At 46.6% G+C, this 16,036-nt stretch carries 14 protein-coding genes; 11 read left to right on the top strand and 3 right to left on the bottom strand.

Going from position 1 to position 16,036, the window contains the following annotated elements; genetic code table 11:
* Positions 1 to 15 precede the first annotated feature (15 nt).
* The 11 genes from RJ32_RS01310 to glmS all read left to right on the top strand — a co-directional run bounded on the left by RJ32_RS01310 (position 16) and on the right by glmS (position 12,662).
* Positions 16 to 594, top strand: a complete 579-nt coding sequence (locus RJ32_RS01310) for a sugar transferase (RefSeq protein WP_082815423.1) — start codon at positions 16 to 18, stop codon at positions 592 to 594.
* Between the two features lie 12 nt (positions 595 to 606).
* A complete protein-coding gene (locus RJ32_RS01305; RefSeq protein ID WP_034818423.1) occupies positions 607 to 1,782 on the top strand; it encodes a DegT/DnrJ/EryC1/StrS aminotransferase family protein in 1,176 nt (391 codons plus the stop codon).
* 19 nt (positions 1,783 to 1,801) lie between these two features.
* Entirely contained in the window at positions 1,802 to 2,968 is a 1,167-nt protein-coding gene (locus tag RJ32_RS01300) for a nucleotide sugar dehydrogenase (RefSeq protein WP_034818422.1), read from the top strand.
* A 30-nt stretch (positions 2,969 to 2,998) separates the two neighbouring features.
* A complete protein-coding gene (gene cysD / locus RJ32_RS01295; RefSeq protein WP_034818421.1) occupies positions 2,999 to 3,910 on the top strand; it encodes a sulfate adenylyltransferase subunit CysD in 912 nt (303 codons plus the stop codon).
* Positions 3,910 to 5,328, top strand: a complete 1,419-nt coding sequence (cysN, locus tag RJ32_RS01290) for a sulfate adenylyltransferase subunit CysN (protein ID WP_034818420.1) — start codon at positions 3,910 to 3,912, stop codon at positions 5,326 to 5,328. Before cysD ends, cysN begins: the two co-directional genes overlap by 1 nt.
* Positions 5,329 to 5,396: 68 nt before the next feature.
* On the top strand, positions 5,397 to 7,124 hold the full coding sequence (locus tag RJ32_RS01285) for an SLC13 family permease (RefSeq protein ID WP_034818419.1): 1,728 nt from the start codon (positions 5,397 to 5,399) through the stop codon (positions 7,122 to 7,124).
* 11 nt (positions 7,125 to 7,135) lie between these two features.
* Positions 7,136 to 7,732 carry an adenylyl-sulfate kinase gene (gene cysC / locus RJ32_RS01280; RefSeq protein WP_034818418.1) on the top strand — a complete coding sequence of 199 codons (597 nt, stop codon included), beginning with the start codon at positions 7,136 to 7,138 and terminating at the stop codon, positions 7,730 to 7,732.
* Positions 7,725 to 8,459, top strand: a complete 735-nt coding sequence (gene cysQ, locus RJ32_RS01275; protein WP_034818417.1) for a 3'(2'),5'-bisphosphate nucleotidase CysQ — start codon at positions 7,725 to 7,727, stop codon at positions 8,457 to 8,459. The genes cysC and cysQ overlap by 8 nt, the downstream gene beginning before the upstream one ends.
* 62 nt (positions 8,460 to 8,521) lie before the next feature.
* Positions 8,522 to 9,574, top strand: coding sequence for an NAD-dependent epimerase (locus RJ32_RS01270; protein ID WP_034818416.1), 1,053 nt, complete (start codon positions 8,522 to 8,524; stop codon positions 9,572 to 9,574).
* Between the two features lie 34 nt (positions 9,575 to 9,608).
* Positions 9,609 to 10,775: a nucleotide sugar dehydrogenase gene (locus RJ32_RS01265; RefSeq protein ID WP_034818415.1), complete on the top strand. Its 1,167-nt coding sequence runs from the start codon at positions 9,609 to 9,611 to the stop codon at positions 10,773 to 10,775.
* Positions 10,776 to 10,829: 54 nt separating this feature from the next.
* On the top strand, positions 10,830 to 12,662 hold the full coding sequence (gene glmS / locus RJ32_RS01260; protein WP_034818414.1) for a glutamine--fructose-6-phosphate transaminase (isomerizing): 1,833 nt from the start codon (positions 10,830 to 10,832) through the stop codon (positions 12,660 to 12,662).
* A 279-nt stretch (positions 12,663 to 12,941) separates the two neighbouring features.
* Here glmS and RJ32_RS01255 read toward each other — a convergent pair whose 3' ends face one another.
* The 3 genes from RJ32_RS01255 to RJ32_RS01245 form a co-directional block, all read right to left on the bottom strand.
* Entirely contained in the window at positions 12,942 to 13,910 is a 969-nt protein-coding gene (locus RJ32_RS01255) for an L-carnitine dehydrogenase (protein WP_034818413.1), read from the bottom strand.
* On the bottom strand, positions 13,911 to 14,801 hold the full coding sequence (locus RJ32_RS01250; protein ID WP_034818412.1) for a 3-keto-5-aminohexanoate cleavage protein: 891 nt from the start codon (positions 14,799 to 14,801) through the stop codon (positions 13,911 to 13,913).
* A gap of 106 nt (positions 14,802 to 14,907) precedes the next feature.
* On the bottom strand, positions 14,908 to 15,927 hold the full coding sequence (locus tag RJ32_RS01245) for a GlxA family transcriptional regulator (RefSeq protein ID WP_063219821.1): 1,020 nt from the start codon (positions 15,925 to 15,927) through the stop codon (positions 14,908 to 14,910).
* Between the last annotated feature and the right edge of the window lie 109 nt (positions 15,928 to 16,036).

Raw genomic sequence — 16,036 nt, 5'->3', positions numbered from 1 at the left:
ATTACAAGGCTTTAAATGAAAAAGAGAGTTTTTGACTTTATAGTCTCACTTATTGGTTTACTTTTTACTTGGTGGTTGATTTTTTTAGCATGGGTAGCTGCATCTATAGACACTAAGTCTAATGGTTTTTTTATTCAAACTCGTGTTGGCAAAAACGGGGAGAAGTTCAAAGTAATCAAGATAAAGACAATGCGACCAACGACACTTTCCGGGACGACTGTGACCTTGCGAGGTGACCCGAGAATTACAAAGCTTGGTGTTTTTTTTCGTCGTACGAAGATTGATGAGTTGCCACAGTTGTGGAATGTATTAATTGGACAAATGAGCTTCGTTGGACCCCGTCCCGACGTCCCCGGTTTTGCAGATAGGCTTACAGGTGAAGAACGTGAGGTTCTGAAACTTCGCCCTGGTATTACCGGCCCGGCTACGTTGAAATACAGAGATGAGGAAGAGCTGCTAGCTGCTCAAAGTGATCCTGAAAAGTACAATAGAGAAGTGATTTTCCCAGATAAAGTCCGAATAAACCTAGAGTATATGAAAAATTGGTCTCTAAAGAAAGACATTGGTTATATCTGGCAAACCGTTTTTAAATAATAAGAGCACAGTATGTTAAACACACCATTTTCCCCCTGGCCTTCTTTTACTAAAGAAGAAGCTGATGCCGCTTCACAAGTCATACTTTCTAATAAAATTAATTATTGGACAGGTCGGGAAGGACGAAACTTTGAAAAAGAGTTTGCAGACTTTGCGGACTCTAAATACGCTGTTGCACTAGGTAATGGGACGCAAGCATTAGATTTAGCGCTGATTGCGCTGGGAGTAGGGAAAGGTGATGAAGTTATAGTTACACCTCGTACCTTTTTAGCATCTGTGTCGTCTGTAGTGACAGCAGGAGCAACGCCAGTATTTGTCGATATTGATCGCGATAGTCAAAATATTGAAGCTTCAACCATAAAAGGGGCTATTACAAAAAGAACTAAAGCGGTTATTGTTGTGCACTTAGCAGGGCGACCCGCGGATATGGATCCGATAATGGAATTAGCGCAGTTGCATGATTTTTATGTGATCGAAGATTGTGCCCAAGCGCATGGCGCGAAATATAAAGGCTGGTCAGTCGGCAGTATTGGACATGTCGGGGCGTGGTCGTTTTGTCAAGATAAAATTATGACCACCGGCGGCGAAGGCGGTATGGTTACGACAAATGACGAAGTTCTTTGGCGCAAAATGTGGTCATATAAAGACCATGGTAAAAGTTATGAAGCAGTTTACGAGCGTGAGCACCCACCTGGGTTTCGTTGGTTACATGAAAGCTTTGGGACGAATTGGCGTATGACAGAAGTGCAGGCTGCTATCGGTCGTATACAACTGACACGTATGCCTGAATGGACAGAAAAGCGTCAAAAGAATGCGGCAACCATTAAAGAGGCATGTAGTGAGTTTAACTGTGTTCGGACACCGGCCGTACCTGAATACATGGAGCATGCTTGCTATAAGCATTACTGCTTTGTTCAATCTGAAAACTTGGCAGACGGTTGGACACGAGACCGTATAGTCAATGAGATAGTTGAGCGGGGTGTTCCGTGCATGCAAGGCTCGTGCTCTGAAGTGTATTTAGAAAAAGCGTTCGATGGAACGGGCTATCGACCTGAGCAGCGACTCCCTGTTGCTAAAGAGCTAGGTGAGACTAGCTTAATGTTTCTGGTGCATCCGACGTTAACGGCTAGTGAAATAGAAAAGGTTTGTACTGTTATCAAAGATGTACTTTTGCAGGCACAAAAATAATACATAGGACGTTGTTGTTATGAAGATAGCAGTTGCCGGAACAGGGTATGTAGGTTTATCGAATGCAGTATTGCTTGCACAGCAAAACGAGGTTGTAGCAGTCGATATAGTAAAAGATAAAGTTGACTTAATTAATTCGGACCAATCGCCCATAGAAGATAATGAAATTACTGAGTTTCTGCGTGATCGTAAGTTGCACTTAAAAGCGACTTTGAGTCCCGAAGAAGCTTACGCTAACGCTGACTATGTAGTCATTGCTACACCTACCGACTACGACCCGGAAACCAACTATTTTAACACCAGCAGCGTAGAAGCAGTTATTGCTCAGGTTAACCAAATTAACCCTGATGCTGTTATGGTCATAAAGTCGACGATACCTGTGGGGTATACCCAAATGCTGAAAGAGAAAATGGGGACCGATAACGTCATTTTCTCGCCGGAGTTTTTGCGCGAAGGGAAGGCGCTTTATGACAATCTGTATCCATCTCGGATTATTGTTGGAGAACGCTCGAAGCGAGCTGAGGTGTTTGCAGAACTTTTAAAAGAAGGCGCGATTAAAAAAGACGTTCCCACTCTTTTTACTGACAGTACTGAAGCCGAAGCCATTAAGTTGTTTGCTAATACCTATTTAGCGATGCGGGTTGCTTACTTTAATGAATTAGACACCTACGCTGAGATGCACGGGTTAGATACACGTCAAATTATAGAGGGGGTCGGTTTGGACCCGCGTATTGGTGACCATTACAATAACCCGAGCTTCGGTTACGGTGGTTATTGCTTACCCAAAGACACCAAGCAGTTATTAGCCAACTACCAAGACGTACCTCAAAACATGATGCGTGCGGTGGTCGATGCCAACCGTACCCGTAAAGACTTTATTGCGGACAGCATTATTGCTCGTAGACCAAAGGTCGTGGGTATTTATCGCTTAGTGATGAAGCAAGGTTCCGACAATTTCCGTGCTTCGGCAATTCAGGGCGTTATGAAACGCATAAAAGCGAAAGGCATTGAAGTGATTGTTTATGAACCGGTGCTAGAAGACGACCAATTCTATAATTCGCGTGTGGTTAATGACTTTGAGACGTTTAAAGCTGAAGCAGATGTGATTGTCTCGAACCGCATGGCTCCCGAACTTCAAGATGTTACCGAGAAAGTGTATACTCGCGACCTATTCGGCAATGATTAATAATTTACGCTTAGACAAGATGGGAAACCAATGATCAGCGAAGAGAAGTTAACGCACTTAAAAGCGTTAGAATATGAATCCATCCATATTTTCCGTGAAGTCGCCGCGGAATTTGATAACCCGGTAATGCTGTATTCGGTGGGTAAAGACTCATCGGTATTATTGCATCTGGCTCGTAAGGCCTTTGCACCGGGGAAAATTCCGTTTCCGTTAATGCATGTGAACACTACATGGAAGTTTCGCGAAATGATTGAGTTTCGTGACAGTATGGCGAAAAAGCACGGCTTTGAGTTGCTGGAGCATATTAACGCTGAAGGCGTTGAAAAAGGCATTGGCCCTTTCTCCCACGGCAGTGCCTTGCATACCGATGTAATGAAAACTCAGGCATTAAAACAGGCGTTGAACAAATACCAGTTCGACGCCGCTTTTGGTGGCGCCCGTCGTGACGAAGAAAAGTCCCGTGCGAAAGAGCGTGTGTACTCCTTCCGTGATAAAAACCACCGCTGGGACCCGAAAAACCAGCGCCCCGAGCTGTGGAATATTTTTAACGGTAAAGTGAGCAAAGGCGAAAGCATTCGGGTATTCCCGCTGTCTAACTGGACCGAGCTGGATATCTGGCAATACATCTATCTAGAAAACATTGATATCCCGTCTCTGTATTTTGCGAAAGAGCGCCCGGTGGTTGAACGTGACGGCACTTTAATTATGGTCGACGACGACCGCATGCCACTAGAGGAAGGCGAAACGCCCGAAATGAAGATGGTGCGCTTCCGTACGTTAGGTTGTTACCCGCTAACCGGTGCGATTGAGTCTGATGCGGGCACCTTGCCGGAAATTATTCAGGAAATGCTGCTAACTACGACCTCTGAGCGTCAGGGCCGCGTGATTGACCGTGACAGTGCCGGATCTATGGAAAAGAAAAAAATGGAGGGCTACTTCTAATGAGCCATGCGTCTCCTTTAATTGAACAAGATATTTTAGCGTACCTGAAGCAGCACGAGAATAAAGAGCTGCTCCGCTTTATTACCTGCGGTAGCGTCGATGACGGCAAAAGTACCTTAATTGGTCGTTTGCTACACGACAGTAAAATGATTTTTGAAGATCAGTTAGCAGCCATTACCGAAGATTCGAAAAAGTCCGGTACTCAGGGAGACGAAGTTGACCTGGCACTGCTGGTTGACGGTTTACAGTCTGAGCGTGAGCAGGGCATTACCATTGACGTAGCCTACCGTTACTTCTCTACGGATAAGCGTAAGTTTATTATTGCCGATACCCCCGGCCACGAGCAGTATACGCGTAATATGGCAACTGGCGCGTCAACCTGCGATGTTGCAGTGATTTTAGTGGATGCCAGCAAAGGTGTGCAGACCCAAACGCGCCGCCATAGCTTTATTTGCTCATTGCTGGGCATAAAACACGTAGTTGTTGCCGTTAACAAAATGGATTTGGTGGACTATTCGCAGGACACCTACAAGCAAATTCAGGCCGACTACCTGGAAATGGCCGGTTCGCTGGATATACCAGATATTCGTTTTGTGCCAATTTCGGCGCTGCGAGGCGACAACGTTGTGAACCCAAGCGAAAAGTTGAGCTGGTTCCGAGGCTCACCGTTAATGGAATATCTGGAAAGTATGTCCATTGAGCGCGAAGCCGACAGTGCTGAATTCCGCTTTCCGGTACAGTATGTGAACCGTCCGAATTCAGACTTCCGTGGCTTTGCCGGTACCATTACCTCGGGTGACATTGCGGTTGGCGATACTATTCGGGTTCTGCCTTCAGGAAAAATCTCTACCATTAAGTCGATTGTGACTTTTGAAGGTGAACATGAAAAAGCCTTAGCGCCTGCAGCGGTGACGCTGACGCTGAACGACGAAATTGATATCAGCCGCGGCGATATGATTGTGAAGAAAGACTCGCTGCCAAACGTATCCAGTCGATTCCGCGCTAAGTTGGTGTGGATGAATGAAGATGCACTGCAAACGCACCGCGAGTATTATCTAAAGTTCAACAGCAAGCTGACTACGGGTGAATTCGAGGAAGTGCAGCATCGCATAGATGTGAATACCTTTGCTGAGCACAAAGCCGGGAAGCTGGAGCTCAACGAAATTGGCGAAGTGGACGTTCGCGTTACTGAAAAAGTGATGTTTGATGACTACCAAAGCAACCCGAAAACCGGTGCTTTTATTGTCATTGACCGTATGACGAATATGACCGTTGGTGCGGGCATGATTGAACAGGCGTTATCGGATTCTGCTGAAGGCGAAACTCAGAAACACGAATACAGTGAGTTTGAGATAGAACTGAATGCATTAGTTCGCAAACACTTCCCACACTGGGAAGCGAAGGATTTGTTGAAGTAACCTGACGTTTTACGTCAGGTCCTATATCTCACCTGACACAAGTGTCAGGCTACATGCATGGAGCTTCAATGACGTTAGCCGGCCTAGGTCTCATTTTGCTAATGCTGTTAATGGTAGCGTTATTGATCCGCTATCAGGAACGCTCTGCAATGATTTTTGCCGGGGCCATGTTAGTTTGTTTGGCAACAGGTTGGGTTGGTCAAGATGCGCTGCTGGATAACGCTGCTAACCCGGGCTTAGCCACCTTGGTTATGCTGGTACTCATTTCCTACGCATTAGAAAAAACCAGCTTACTGCGAACCCTGTCGCGTTACTTATTTAGCCCGTCGGTTGCCGGTACCACCTGGCGAGTGATGGGCTTTAGTGCATTAGCTTCCTCGTTATTAAATAATACTGCAGTGGTTGCGGCTTTGTTGAATTCGGTACGGCGAAACCGTTTTGTCGCAGCGTCTAAACTGCTTATTCCCCTTTCCTACGCTGCTATTATGGGCGGTACGCTCACCTTAATTGGTACGTCTACTAATCTGATCGTCAACAGCTTATTCACCGAAACCGGCCACAGCGGCTTTGCTTTTTTTGATTTTACTCTGGTTGGTGCGGGTGTACTGGGTGCCGGATTATTGGTGCTTTACGTTGTCAGTTGGTTTTTGCCCAATATCAAAGAGGAAACCTCAGCCGGTGCTGACTATTTTGTTGAAGCCGAGCTGGCAGCTGACTCCCCTTTAGTCGGAAAAACCGTAGAAGGCGCCGGTTTACGTCATCTGGAAGAGCTGTTTCTGGCGGAGCTGCACCGTGACGATCAAACCCTGAGGCCGGTCGCGCGTTACGACGTGCTTCAGGCTGGCGATAAACTGATTTTTACCGGCGATGTCAGCAAGGTGAAGGTACTGAAGCAGTTTCCGGGACTGGAGTTGTTTGCCGAGCAAAAAGGGCTGGAAACTCACCAGCTGACCGAAGTGGTGATCAAGTCGGAATCGGTTCTATCCGGTCAAACATTGCGGGATACCGGGTTTCGGGCACGCTTTGATGCGGCCGTTGTTGCTGTGCGCCGTGAGGGGGAACGCATTAGCGGACGTTTAGGCTATGTGCGCTTACGTGCCGGTGATATTTTGTTGCTGGCGACCGGGCCGGATTTTTCTGCCCGCACCAACTTAACGAAAAACTTTTACCTGCTGAGTGGGGTAAAACCCGAGAATATGCTGAGCGGCTGGCGCGAAAAGCTCACGCTTTGGGGTTTTGTCGGCATGATAGCCGCCACAGTAGTCAGCGGTGCTTCGTTGTTTATGGGCGTGTTGTTTTTATTGGCAGTATTATTAGCAACGGGCTGCCTGCGGTTAAATGAGATAAAACGCCGCTTTCCGGTGGAGATATGGCTGATAGTCACTAGTGCATTGTGTCTGGCAACCGCCATGCAGTCGACCGGGCTTTCTTCAGCGGTGAGTGACTTTGCCTCAATAACCTTAGCCGGGCAGGGCGTTTTTCTGACCTTTGCCGGTGTGTTCTTAATTACCTACCTGTTGACCGAACTGGTGACCAATAACGCGGCGGCAGCTTTGATGTTTCCGGTGGCTTATTCGCTGTCGCTAGGTATGGGCGTTGACCCTTTTCCGATGATAATGGGCGTCGCTTTCGCAGCCTCAGCCAGCTTTATGACTCCCTATGGTTATCAGACTAATTTGATGGTGTTTAACGCCACTCATTACCGTTTGAAACATTTTATTCTTGCCGGCCTGCCGGTTGCTATTACTTATATCGCAATGAGCTTATGGCTCATTCCTCTCGTGTTTCCGTTTTAAGACCTTAAACTATGACTGATAATATTGTTTGGCATGATGCCGCCGTGTTACATGATGATCGTGTGGCGCAGAAAAAACACCAACCGGTTTTGCTGTGGTATACGGGGCTAAGTGGCTCAGGTAAATCTACCATTGCCAATGCCGTTGATCGTAAGCTATTTGAACTCGGCTGCCACACCTACTTACTTGATGGCGATAACGTTCGGCATGGCCTTAATAAAGATTTGGGCTTTAATGATACTGACCGTGTTGAAAACATCCGCCGAATTACCGAAGTCAGCCGCTTGTTTTTAGACGCCGGGCTGATTGTTGGCACAGCATTCATTTCGCCGTTTATTGCAGACCGGGTAAAAGCGCGCGAATTAGCGGGTGAACGCTTTATTGAAGTGTTTGTTGATACGCCGTTGGAAGTCTGCGAGCAGCGTGACCCGAAAGGGCTTTATAAAAAAGCACGTGTGGGCGATATTTCACACTTTACCGGTATTTCTTCGCCTTATGAGGCGCCAGAGCAACCGGAAGTGCATTTGAAAACCGATGAAATGAGTATTGAAGAAGCTGCCGAGCAAGTGGTGCAGTATTTAAAAGGAAAAGGGATAGTCCATGCTTGAAGATGTAATGAAAATCGCGCGTGATGCGGGAAATGCCATTATGGCAATCTACGAAAGTGACGACTTTGATGTACAGAGAAAAGGCGACGACAGCCCACTGACTAAGGCTGATTTGTCTGCACATAACGTGATTTGCGATGGCTTACGAGAGCTGGAGACTCAATACCCAATTATTTCAGAAGAGTCGTCGGATATTAGCTGGGAGCAGCGCAAGCACTGGTGCCGCTACTGGCTGGTTGATCCGCTGGATGGCACCAAAGAGTTTATCAAGCGAAACGGTGAGTTCACTGTGAATATCGCTTTGATTGAAAACGGTGAACCGATTTTAGGTGTGGTATATGCCCCCGTGTTGAACGCCATGTATGTTGGAGCACGTAACAAAGGCGCAAGCTTGAATGGTGAGACCATTAGCGTGGAACAGAATGAACCGGATATCCTGCGTATTGTCGGCTCTCGCTCTCACGCGTCGCAAGAAACCACCGACTGGCTCGAGCAGCTAGGAAAACCATATGAAATGGTCGCAATGGGGAGTTCATTGAAGATTTGTCTGGTTGCTGAAGGCAAAGCCGATATCTATCCGCGTTTAGGACCAACCTGCGAGTGGGACACTGGCGCCGCTCACGCTGTGTTAAATGCTGCGGGCGGTTCAATCATGACTGTTGACGGCGAGCCGTTATTATACAATCAAAAGGCAGAATATCTTAACCCTTTCTTTGTTGCTAAATGATACTTTAAGTCGGTATAACAATTTCACAGTTTCTTAGGTACGACCATTTTGGAATGTAGCTTATGAAAGTTTTGGTCACCGGAACAGCGGGTTTTATCGGTTTTTACACGGTGGTGAGGCTGCTTAAACAGGGCCATCAAGTGGTGGGGCTGGACAGCATTACCGACTACTACGACGTAAATCTAAAATATGGCCGCCTACAAGAAAGCGGTATAAAGCAAAGTAGCATTGAATACGGCGTAACGGTTCAGTCCGATTTATACCCTGACTATTCTTTTGTGCAGTTAAAACTTGAAGACAAGCCCACATTAGACGCCCTGTTTGAACAAGAGCAGTTTGACGCCGTATGTAACCTGGCTGCTCAGGCGGGGGTGCGGTATTCACTGGAAAACCCCAATGCTTATATAGACTCCAACATTGTTGGCTTTATGAATGTGCTTGAGGCTTGCCGCCACAACGGCGTTAAAAACCTAAGTTACGCGTCCAGCTCGTCGGTGTATGGCTTAAATGAGACAATGCCGTTTTCAACTTCGCATAGTGTAAACCATCCGGTCAGTTTGTATGCGGCCACCAAAAAGTCGAACGAACTTATGGCGCATACTTACGCGCACTTGTATGGCATACAATGCACCGGTTTACGGTTTTTTACTGTTTATGGGCCCTGGGGCAGGCCCGACATGGCGCCCTTTATTTTCACCAAAGCCGCGTTAAATGGCGAGACCATTAAGGTATTTAATAACGGTAAAATGAAGCGAGATTTCACCTATATTGATGACATTGTTGAAGGTGTGGTGCGCGTTATTGAAAATCCGTGCAAAGTCACCAGCGAATGGGACGCTAAACAGCCAGACCCGTCCAGCTCCTTGGCACCTTATAAAATTTATAATATAGGTAATAGCCAACCTATTGAGCTGATGACCTTTATAGAGGCTGTTGAAAATGCGGCAGGCGTTGAAATACCAAAAGACTTTCAGCCCATTCAGCCAGGGGATGTTGTAGCCACTTATGCCGATGTGTCTGAGTTAGAAAACGATATGGGGTATAGGCCGTCAACACCGGTGACAGAGGGGATGAAGCTTACGGTTGAGTGGTACAAGCAGTTTTATAATGTCTAAATTTTTATAATAAGAACGAACAACTGGGTATTTTATGAAAATAGCAGTAGCAGGCACTGGGTACGTTGGTTTATCAAATGCTGTACTTTTGGCTCAGCATAATGAAGTTTATGCGGTTGATATTATAGATGAGAAAGTCGACCTTATTAACAGCAAGAAATCACCCATTGAAGACAACGAAATATCTGAATTTCTTGCGGAAAAGAAGCTTAGTTTAAGAGCAACCCTAAGCCCTGAAGAGGCTTACAGTGATGCTGAATATGTGGTTATAGCCACACCCACCGATTATGATTCCGAAACTAACTACTTTAATACCAATAGTGTAGAAGCGGTTATAGCCCAGGTGAAGCAAATAAACCCGGATGCCGTAATGGTCATTAAGTCGACAATTCCAGTCGGTTACACCCAAATGCTGAAAGAGAAAATGGGTACTGACAACATTATTTTCTCGCCGGAGTTCTTGCGCGAGGGGAAAGCTCTTTACGACAACCTTTACCCCTCGCGTATTATTGTAGGGGAGCGCTCTGAGCGCGCCGAGACTTTTGCGGACCTTTTAAAGCAGGGAGCTATTAAAAAAGACGTTTCAACCCTGTTTACTGACAGCACGGAAGCCGAAGCCATTAAGTTGTTTGCGAACACTTACCTGGCTATGCGGGTGGCTTATTTTAACGAGTTAGATACGTATTCAGAAGTGCATGGTTTGGATACTCGACAAATTATTGAAGGTGTTAGTTTAGACCCTCGTATTGGCGACCACTACAATAATCCCAGTTTTGGTTATGGTGGCTATTGTTTACCAAAAGACACCAAACAGCTATTAGCCAACTACGAAGACGTGCCGCAGAACATAATGCGTGCTGTGGTCGACGCAAACCGTACCCGAAAGGACTTTATTGCGGACAGTATTATTGCTCGTAAGCCAAAAGTGGTGGGTATTTATCGATTAGTGATGAAACAGGGCTCTGATAACTTCCGTGCCTCGGCCATACAAGGCGTGATGAAACGCATTAAGGCCAAAGGCATTGAAGTTATTGTTTATGAGCCGGTGCTTGAGGAAGAACACTTTTATAACTCGCGTGTCGTGAATGACTTTGAGGGATTCAAAGCGGAAGCGGACGTAATTGTCTCGAACCGTATGGCACCAGAGCTTCAGGATGTTGCTGATAAGGTTTATACACGTGATTTGTTTGGGAATGATTAATACATTTTGACAGCTCACTTTTGAACTTATAACAAATAAAAAAGAAGTTAAATTATGTGTGGTATTGTAGGAGCGACTTCAGAACGTCGTGTAAGTGACATTTTACTGGAAGGCTTAAAACGGCTGGAATATCGTGGTTATGATTCAGCGGGCCTTGCAATTATTGATAAAAACCAAAAACTGCAAAGCACCCGGCGTACCGGCAAGGTTCAGGAGCTGGCGAATGCCATTGAAGATACCCCGCTAGATGGCATTGCAGGCATTGCTCATACTCGTTGGGCCACACATGGTGGTGTCACTGAGGCGAATGCCCATCCTCACCTGTCAGATAATGAAATAGCCGTTGTTCACAACGGTATCATTGAAAATCATGAAGCGCTGCGCGAGCAATTACAAGCTCTGGGTTACGTATTCAATAGCCAGACCGATACCGAAGTCATCGCTCATTTAATTCACCATGAACGTAAAACACACAATGACTTACTCCATGCAGTAAAAGCAACTGTACGCCAACTGGAAGGGGCTTACGGTGCGGTTGTTATGGATACGCGAAATCCAGAGCGTCTAGTGGTCGCTCGTTCAGGGAGTCCGCTGGTGATAGGTGTCGGTATTGGAGAGAACTTTGTAGCATCTGACCAGCTAGCGTTGCTTCCAGTTACGCGTAAATTTATCTATTTAGAAGAAGGTGATGTTGCTGACATAAATCGAACCGATATCAGTATTTTTGACCAAAGCAATCAACCAGTGGAGCGTGACGTTGTTGAGTCAGATAGTACCTACGATGCTGGAGGTAAAGGTCAGTATCGTCACTTTATGCTGAAAGAAATTTATGAACAACCCATTGCTGTACGCAACACTATGGAAGGCCGTATCTCTAATGAAACGGTGCTGGATGATGCTTTCGGTAAAGACGCAAGTGAACTTTTAAAAAATATTGAGCATGTGAAAATTATTGCCTGCGGTACCAGCTACCACGCTGGCATGGTAGCAAGCTATTGGCTGGAGTCGTTAGCGAATGTTTCCTGTAGTGTAGAAATTGCGTCAGAATTTCGGTATCGACAATCTCATGTGAAGCCTAACACACTGCTTGTCACTATTTCACAAAGTGGTGAAACAGCGGACACACTTGCGGCTTTGCGGTTATCGAAAAAGCTTGGCTATAAAGGCAGCTTGACCATTTGTAATGTTGAAACATCTTCCTTGGTTCGCGAATCGGACTTGGCATTTATGACACGAGCTGGTACAGAAATAGGCGTTGCATCGACAAAAGCCTTTACCACGCAATTAACCAGTTTACTAATGCTAACGGTGGTCTTAGGCAAATACCAGAGTATGTCAGAGCAGCAACAAAGCTCCATTGTGAGAGCTTTACAGGCACTCCCTGCAAAACTTGAAGAGGCGGTTTTACTCGCCGATGAGCTTGAAAATTTGGCCCATGAATTTGTGAATAAAGAACACAGTATTTTCTTAGGCCGTGGTAATCAGTTCCCAATTGCAATGGAAGGTGCGCTTAAGCTGAAAGAGATTTCGTATATCCACGCTGAAGCTTATGCATCGGGTGAGCTGAAGCATGGCCCGCTGGCATTAATTGACGATGACATGCCGGTGATTGTGGTTGCACCGAATAATGAGTTGTTAGAAAAATTGAAGTCTAACGTGGAAGAAGTACGTGCACGTGGAGGCTTGATGTACGTATTTGCGGATAAAAATGCGGAGTTTAAAGGTGATGACACGTTAAAGGTATTAAACGTGTGTCATTGCGATGAAATTATTGCCCCCATTGTTTATACCGTACCGCTCCAGTTACTGTCTTACTATGTTGCTTTGGTGAAAGGGACCGACGTGGATCAGCCTCGTAACCTCGCAAAATCGGTCACGGTCGAATAATTACGTATGAAAATACTGGCAAACCGGAATAGCAGGGTTTATCGGTTTTCATACCGTGCTAAAGCTGCTTAAATAAGGCCACTAAAGCCGATGTAATTGTCTCGAATCGTATGGCACCAGAGCTTCAGGATGTGGCTGGTAAAGTCTATACGCGAGATCTATTCGGAAACGACTGAATAGAGATTAGGGTAAACAGCTGCGCTGCAAGCCTGCAGCGCAATTGATATCGGGATTAATGGAGTGCTTCCGTGTTAACTACCGGGACACCTCTAACCGCTTTTAAAGCGTTTTCCGAAAATCCGACAAGACTTTCCCAGCTCCCACTTCATACTGCGCAAGCGCTTCCATAATTGATACAAGGCAGTTGTCTCTTAACTGCTCCAGCTCTTTTACGCTTCGGTTCGCCGCCTGCTCCTGGGTTCCCTCAACCATTCGGTCAATTAAGGTATTAGTGAGATCAGGTGCTTCCAGCTTGGTCCATGGAAGCTTTAACGCCGGACCAAATTGCTTGAGCATGTGACGCATACCCGTATCCCCACCGGCCAGATGATAGGTCAAATTGGTGCCCATCAACGCCCAGCGTAAGCCGGGGCCGTAAGTAATGGCATCATCCAACTCGCCTGTTGTGGCAATACCGTCATTCACTAAATGCAGGTTCTCCCGCCACAAAGCCTCTAATAATCTGTCCGACAAATGTCCGTCAATTTCCTTGCGGACATGAAGCGGGTGCATACCTAAACCTTTGTAGATGGCCTGCGCCTTCTGAATCGTTTCAGCTGCGGTTTGCTTACCACCGACCACTTCCACCAGCGGCAATAAATACACCGGATTAAACGGATGGGTGACAATCACGCGCTCTGGCAGGGGGACGTTTTCCTGCAATAGACTGGGCTTAAAGCCTGACGTCGATGAGCCAATAATCGCGTCAGTTGGTGCGCATTCGCCAATTTGCGCTAAGAGCGAGCATTTTAACTCAACCACTTCCGGCGCACTTTCCTGAATAATGTCCGCCTCGTCACAGGCCTCTTTGAGCGAGTCATAAAACTCAAGATTATCGATGCGGGCTCCATCTTTTAACCCAAGCTTTTCAAGCGAGGGCCAGGCATTCTTTATGCTTAGCTCAAGCTTTTCGCGGGCATTTTCACCTGGGTCCCAGGCTTTGACGCGATACCCATTGGCAAGATAACGCGCGGCCCAGCCGGCACCAATGACACCTGTTCCAATAATGGCTGCAGTTGGTAACGTCATTTAGCCCACCTTTATCAAGTTAAGTTTCTCTCGCGTCTGCTGCGGCGTCATTGGCTCAGCTCCTAAATTATCCAGTAGCTGCACCGCCTTAGCGACCAGTTGTTCATTGCTCGCGAGCTCTCCTTTACGCAAATACAGGTTGTCTTCCAAACCTATGCGGATATTACCACCTAACAGTGCCGCCTGAGCGGCCATGGGGAATTGATGACGACCAATACCAAAGCCCGCCCATACCGAATCTTCTGGCAGACTATCGACCATGGCTTTCATGGTGGTGGTATCCGCCGGTGCGCCCCACGGAATGCCCAAACACAGCTGAAACAATGCCGGTGAGTCCAATAACCCTTCTTTTTGCATTTGCTTCGCAAAGGCCAGATTACCGGTGTCGAAAATTTCAAGTTCAGGCTTCACACCAAGCTCCTGAACGCGCTTAGCGCCTTTACGTAACATTTCAGGGCTTGAAACATACACCAGGTTTTCATCACCAAAGTTCAGTGAGCCGCAATCGAGTGTGCAAATCTCCGGCTTTAATTCTTCAATATGAACCAAGCGCTCTTCAGCACCGACAAGATCCGTGTCGGCTGTGAATTGTGTTGGGTCGCTGTCCGGACCTAAGAATAAATCGCCGCCCATACCGGCCGTCAGGTTCAAGACAATGTCGGTGTTACTGCTGCGAACGCGATCAACCACTTCACGATATAATGCAACGTCGCGGCTGGGCTTACCCGTTTCTGGGTCACGTACATGAATGTGTGCAACGGACGCGCCGGCTTTTGCGGCGGCAATAGTCGACTCGGCAATTTCTTTCGGCGTTACGGGTACGGCGGGGTTCTTTTCTGTGGTGTCGCCTGCGCCGGTTATGGCGCATGTTACAATCACGTTGTTGTTCATAAGTTCACCTCAAGCAGAGAAATTTTCTACTATGCTAGCGGTTTTGTGATGCTGAACTATTGGGAATACGAGAGCAGCTTATGATTTTTCGACAGAATGTCGTTTTTTAAGGTGCCTGCAACAGCCCTCTGTCTTTACTGGGCTGAATACCAAACTCTTGTTTGTAAATAGCGCTTAAATAAGCGGCCGAGGAAAAACCACAGGCAAGAGAGACCTCCAATACCGACAGCTCTGTTTGATGGAGTAGCTGCCTGGCGTGCTCAAGGCGTAGCTTACGATAATACTTTTTCGGTGTGGTACTCAGTTCTTTGACAAAAAGCCGCTCTAACTCTCGCTGTGAGACTAGCGATTGCTCAGCAATGTCTCTGATTGAGAGGTTAGTGGTGAGGTTCTCTTCCATAAGGGATACGGCCTTGATGAGTTTTCGGTTGGTGGTCATTAAGCGGTTGCGTAGCTTCATGCGCTGAGAGTCGTTCGCACCTAAAATGCGATGGTACATAAACTGCTCGGCAACATCGGCAGCGAGCTCGTAGCTGTGGCTGGCCCAAATAATGTTGAGCATCATGTCCAGACTGCTTAATCCGCCCGATGACGATATGCGATTTTCGGCAATGAGAAACCGCTCTGGAACGACTTGCACCGTGGGGTGTCCTTCTTTAAAACTACTGGCAGCTTCCCAGTGCATGGTGGCGCGTTGACCGCCCATGACACCGGCTTTTATGAGTAGTTGAGAGCCGGTATCAACCCCTCCCAAACTATAGCCATTGGCGGCTAGTCGGCGTAACTCTGCGTATAAATGGCTGGACGCATGCTCGTAAGGATCAAAGCCAGATACGACAATAAAGGTTTGGTAGTCAGTAGGGCAGGTGTCAATGCGATAGTCGACGTCTATTGTCATGCCATTACTGGCTGCTGCCGGTTTACCGGTATCTGTAATAAATGAAAATTGAAAAAGCTTTTTGTCAGCGAGCCGATTTGCAACCCGCAAAGGCTCTGAAATACAGGCCAGCGCAAACAACGAAAACTGATCTACTAAAATGAATGCAATGTGGATGGTGTCGCTGTCACCAAACTTAGGAGGCAGAAAATTATCGCTGAAATTGTATTCACACTGATTAGAATCCATAAGAGAAAAACCTAAATAAAGTGTCGTATAACCTAAAGTTTAATCTTACCTGAGTTATAGCATACTTAACACATACGAAATACTTCTTGCCGTTCAAGGCACTCAATCT

Source organism: Idiomarina sp. 28-8 (assembly GCF_000320945.2).
Lineage (GTDB): Bacteria > Pseudomonadota > Gammaproteobacteria > Enterobacterales > Alteromonadaceae > Idiomarina > Idiomarina loihiensis.
Note: the sequence above shows the minus strand (reverse complement) of the source record. Positions and strands in the feature narration are given on the sequence as shown.

Excerpts from the sequence above, each read along its gene's own strand:
- RJ32_RS01245 (WP_063219821.1), bottom strand. The coding sequence starts at position 15,927 with ATGGATTCTAATCAGTGTGAATACAATTTCAGCGATAATTTTCTGCCT.
- RJ32_RS01310 (WP_082815423.1), top strand. The coding sequence starts at position 16 with ATGAAAAAGAGAGTTTTTGACTTTATAGTCTCACTTATTGGTTTACTT.
- RJ32_RS01265 (WP_034818415.1), top strand. The coding sequence starts at position 9,609 with ATGAAAATAGCAGTAGCAGGCACTGGGTACGTTGGTTTATCAAATGCT.
- cysQ (WP_034818417.1), top strand. The coding sequence starts at position 7,725 with ATGCTTGAAGATGTAATGAAAATCGCGCGTGATGCGGGAAATGCCATT.
- RJ32_RS01305 (WP_034818423.1), top strand. The coding sequence starts at position 607 with ATGTTAAACACACCATTTTCCCCCTGGCCTTCTTTTACTAAAGAAGAA.
- RJ32_RS01285 (WP_034818419.1), top strand. The coding sequence starts at position 5,397 with ATGACGTTAGCCGGCCTAGGTCTCATTTTGCTAATGCTGTTAATGGTA.
- cysD (WP_034818421.1), top strand. The coding sequence starts at position 2,999 with ATGATCAGCGAAGAGAAGTTAACGCACTTAAAAGCGTTAGAATATGAA.
- RJ32_RS01300 (WP_034818422.1), top strand. The coding sequence starts at position 1,802 with ATGAAGATAGCAGTTGCCGGAACAGGGTATGTAGGTTTATCGAATGCA.
- RJ32_RS01270 (WP_034818416.1), top strand. The coding sequence starts at position 8,522 with ATGAAAGTTTTGGTCACCGGAACAGCGGGTTTTATCGGTTTTTACACG.
- glmS (WP_034818414.1), top strand. The coding sequence starts at position 10,830 with ATGTGTGGTATTGTAGGAGCGACTTCAGAACGTCGTGTAAGTGACATT.
- RJ32_RS01250 (WP_034818412.1), bottom strand. The coding sequence starts at position 14,801 with ATGAACAACAACGTGATTGTAACATGCGCCATAACCGGCGCAGGCGAC.
- RJ32_RS01255 (WP_034818413.1), bottom strand. The coding sequence starts at position 13,910 with ATGACGTTACCAACTGCAGCCATTATTGGAACAGGTGTCATTGGTGCC.
- cysN (WP_034818420.1), top strand. The coding sequence starts at position 3,910 with ATGAGCCATGCGTCTCCTTTAATTGAACAAGATATTTTAGCGTACCTG.
- cysC (WP_034818418.1), top strand. The coding sequence starts at position 7,136 with ATGACTGATAATATTGTTTGGCATGATGCCGCCGTGTTACATGATGAT.